The organism is Azospirillum sp. (assembly GCF_035628975.1).
Lineage (GTDB): Bacteria > Pseudomonadota > Alphaproteobacteria > Azospirillales > Azospirillaceae > Azospirillum.
On record NZ_DASPIS010000135.1, the window covers coordinates 1 to 2,994 of the forward strand.

At 69.0% G+C, this 2,994-nt stretch carries 3 protein-coding genes; 1 reads left to right on the top strand and 2 read right to left on the bottom strand.

Going from position 1 to position 2,994, the window contains the following annotated elements; all coding sequences use genetic code 11:
• Nucleotides 1-256 precede the first annotated feature (256 nt).
• Both VD964_RS27915 and VD964_RS27920 read right to left on the bottom strand, forming a co-directional pair.
• Nucleotides 257-841, bottom strand: a complete 585-nt coding sequence (locus VD964_RS27915; protein WP_324871695.1) for a YceI family protein — start codon at nt 839-841, stop codon at nt 257-259.
• Nucleotides 842-885: 44 nt separating this feature from the next.
• Nucleotides 886-1,740, bottom strand: a complete 855-nt coding sequence (locus VD964_RS27920) for a hypothetical protein (RefSeq protein ID WP_324871696.1) — start codon at nt 1,738-1,740, stop codon at nt 886-888.
• A 122-nt stretch (nt 1,741-1,862) separates the two neighbouring features.
• Between VD964_RS27920 and VD964_RS27925 the strand changes: the two genes are divergently transcribed.
• Nucleotides 1,863-2,819 carry a LysR family transcriptional regulator gene (locus VD964_RS27925; RefSeq protein WP_324871697.1) on the top strand — a complete coding sequence of 319 codons (957 nt, stop codon included), beginning with the start codon at nt 1,863-1,865 and terminating at the stop codon, nt 2,817-2,819.
• Nucleotides 2,820-2,994 lie beyond the last annotated feature (175 nt).

Here is a 2,994-nt window from a genome sequence, read left to right on the forward strand (position 1 = left end):
CGCCGGCAGGGTGGGGCGCCCCTCCGCATCAGGTGAACCGTCCGGCGTGATCCAGTCGCGGAAGCGGGTCGGCTCGCGGTGGAAGGCGCCGTTCCTGATCTCGCTGGCCGCGATGTCGCCCTTCACCCAGACACCATTCACAAGCTGCGGCATCGCGGCCTCCAATCACAAGGGGGTGGAAACAGGGGGGTGGAAACGGAAAGGGACCGGCGAACCGGTCCCCTCCACACTGCAACAGACCGGAACGGTCCTTCGGTCAGGACTTGACCGCCTCGATCTCGATCAGCAGCTGGATGTCGTCGCCGACGGCGGGGGCGCCGTACTTCATGCCGAAATCGGTGCGCTTCACCGTGCCGCGGGCGGAGAAGCCGGCGGTCTCCAGCTTGCTGGCCGGGCTGACGCCGTCCTTGTTGAAGGTGATGTCCAGAACCACCGGCTTGGTCACGCCCAGCATGGTCAGATCGCCGTGCAGCTTGCCGGTCTTGTCGCCGGTCTTCTCGATCTTGGTGCTCTTGAAGGTCAGCTTCGGGAACTCCTTCGCGTTGAAGAAGTCCGGGGAGCGCAGATGCTCGTCACGCTTGGCGTGGTTGGTGTCGATGCTGGTGGAGTCGATGGTGACGTTGACCGTGCTCTTCTCCACCGCGTCCTTGTCGAAGCTGATGTCGCCGCCGACCGTGTTGAAGCGGCCGATCACGTTGGAAAAGCCGATGTGGTTGACGATGAAGGCGACGGCCGTGTGCGCCGGATCGATCTTGTAGCTGACCGGGGCGGCGAAGGCGGGCGTCAGGGTGCCGGCGGCGGTCGCGACGAACAGGGCGGCGGCGAACAGGGTCTTCTTCATGAACGGAGCTCCGAGGATTGGGTTCGGATGATGGGGATGGAGGATCAGTAGGGCGATGCTTCGCCGCCGGTCAGCGCATAGGCCGCACCGATGGCGACCAGCGCCGGAAGGACCGCGACCACCGTGACGGCGGCCGACGAGGCGGCCCGGCCGATCAGGCCGCGGCCCTGGGGAACGAAACGGCTGACATGGCCGGCCAGCAGTGCCGGCAACGCCAGCAGCAGGACGGCGGTCTGCGCCTGGGTGAAGAGGGTCAGCACGGCGGCCAGCAGAACCGCGATGCCCGTGGCGACCCGGCCCGACACGCCCCAGCCATGGCGCTCCACCGGCCAGTTCCACAGCAGGAAGCCGCCGGCCGACGCGGCCAGGGCCAATGCCATCTGGGCGATGGACGCCGATGAGCCGATCAGGGCCGTGCCGCCGACGGCCAGCGCAATCGCCAGCAGCGAGGCGGCCGGCGCGGTCGGGCTCTCTGCCTTCTCCGACCCATGCGTCTGCGAAGCGCGGGCAAAGGCGACCCACGCGGCGACGGCGAGCAGGATCACGACGCTGACGACCGCCGCCATGGAATCCAGGGCGGGCAGCGCGATCCACAGCAGCGAACCGGCCAGCCACGCCGCCAGCGCCGCCGAAACCGCCCGGCCACGCAGGCCCGCCGCATCGGCGGCGACCCCCAGCAGCAGCCCGATGGCGGACGACCAGAACAGCTTCCCCATGCTCGACGGCGGGGGCAGGGCCGGAAGGCCGACCACCATCACGAAGACCACCAGGAACCCGGCCGCGATCCCGGCGGCGGCCAGCGGACGGCGCAGCAGGTGCAGGGCACCGACGAGGATCAGGCTGACTACCAAGGGCAGGGCGCTGGACTGGACGAAGGGATCTTGAAGCAACTCGGACATGCGGACGGCCGGCTTTGGATGGGGTGGCGCAGGATGCGCTTGGTGCAGACCCTAACCTGTGCTCTGGTGAGCGCAAATTGGCGAGTTTTGCAAAAAGCATCTGCAGGAATGAGCGGGAATAAATGGGAAACGGTAACAATTGGGATGACCTGCGTTACCTGCTGGCCGTGGCGCGGCATGGCTCCCTGTCCGCCGCCGCACGCGTCCTGGGGGTGAACCACAGCACGGTGCTGCGCCGGGTTACGGCGCTGGAGCAGGCCATGGGCGCCCAGCTGTTCGACAAGCTGCCCGGCGGCTATGTGCTGACCGCGGCGGGCGACGAGATGCACCGGGTGGCACAGAAGATGGAGGAGGATCTGGCCGCCGCCAACCGCCTGCTGTCCGGCCGCGACACCCGGATCAGCGGCAGCCTGCGTGTGACCACCGTCGACATCCTGACGCTCTACATCCTGCCGCGCCACATCGCCGCCTTCCGCCGACTCCACCCCGAACTGCGTGTCGATCTGGTGGCGGCGGAGGCGTCGCTCAGCCTGACCCGGCGCGAAGCCGACGTGGCGATCCGAGCCACCAGCCGGCCGCCGGAAAACCTTGTCGGGCGTGCGGTCTCCGGGCTGGCCTTCGCCGTCTATGGGGCATCCTCCTATCTGGACCGGGTCGGCGGTGCCGACGACCTGGACAGGCATCCGTGGGTCGGGCTGGACGAGTCCTTCGAGCACACCTCCCTCGCCCAGTGGATGAAGCGGACGGTGCCGGCGGCGTCCATCGGCTACCGGGTCAATTCGGTCGCCGGGGCGGTGGAGGCGGTGCGGGCCGGAATCGGCCTCGGGCTGCTGCCCTGCGGGGTGGTGGACCGCGACCCGGGCTTCCGCCGCATCGGCGATCCCGTGCCGGAGGCCGATGCCAAGCTCTGGCTGCTGACGCACGAGGATTTGCGCCATATGGGCCGCGTCCGCGCCTTCCTCGACTTCATGGCCGACGCACTCACCCGCGAACGCGACCTGCTGGAGGGGCGGTGTCCCTGCCCAATCTCCCTCTCCCCTCCAGGCTCCCTCTCCCCCCCGGGGAGAGGGTCGGGGTGAGGGGGAGGCGCGGAGACGGGCGTCCGGCAGGCGGATCCCCCTTGTATCTGGAATGGGTCCCTGTTTCGTGATGGAACTTGGATAGCGCCGGGTCCGGTGGCCACCGGACCCGGCGCGAGGCGGACGGCGCCCGACGCCCCTCAGGCCACAACCGTGGGTGAGCCATGGGACCGCT

Coding starts and splice junctions, on each gene's coding strand:
- VD964_RS27915 (WP_324871695.1), bottom strand. CDS start 841: ATGAAGAAGACCCTGTTCGCCGCCGCCCTGTTCGTCGCGACCGCCGCC.
- VD964_RS27925 (WP_324871697.1), top strand. CDS start 1,863: ATGGGAAACGGTAACAATTGGGATGACCTGCGTTACCTGCTGGCCGTG.
- VD964_RS27920 (WP_324871696.1), bottom strand. CDS start 1,740: ATGTCCGAGTTGCTTCAAGATCCCTTCGTCCAGTCCAGCGCCCTGCCC.